The sequence below is a fragment of the Psychrobacter sp. 1Y4 genome (assembly GCF_051847555.1).
Genome location: NZ_JBPYDE010000946.1, coordinates 1 through 564 on the forward strand (window position 1 = coordinate 1; position 564 = coordinate 564).

At 46.1% G+C, this 564-nt stretch carries 1 pseudogene; it reads right to left on the reverse strand.

From position 1 onward, the window contains the following. Window positions 1-564: pseudogene (locus ACS8FC_RS19770) on the reverse strand (D-alanyl-D-alanine carboxypeptidase); the annotation flags it as partial.

A 564-nucleotide genomic window follows, 5' to 3' on the forward strand; every position in this document is an offset into this window, starting at 1 on the left:
GGGGTACGAGGGACATCAGGTTGATGATTCAATAGCGGCGAAAAGGAGATTTTGATAGAAGTTTTATCAGTGCTCACTGCGTTATTGGCATCGTTAGCAGGGGTTGATTGTTCGTCAGGCACTACCGTTGGGATGCTTTCCACACTCTGATAAGTATAAGGATCATCAGTATAATCGTGTATCTTCTGCTCGTGCTGTTCAATGGTGCGCTTTTCAATAGTAATCAATGCGCTTTGTTGGTCAGGATTACTGGCGGCATAGTTATTATTATTTTGAGTCGCTTTCTGACTGCTACTGTTCTTATCAGTAGGCATATTGGTAGTCGTATTGTTAGATGGTGTCGTCGGCATCGATTGACTATCAACATCACTGCTATCGATCACCTGAATAGGAGCAGGCAGACGACTGGCATTCTTGTCCCCTATTGGTGTGACGATGATGCTGATGTCAGATTCTGTCAGATCTGCACGCGATAACGCAGCCTGAATGGCTGTTGGCAGAGCGGCTTGTGCGTAGGTAGGCACCAGCATAACTGCTGACAGTAGTGTCAGTATCGGCAAACGT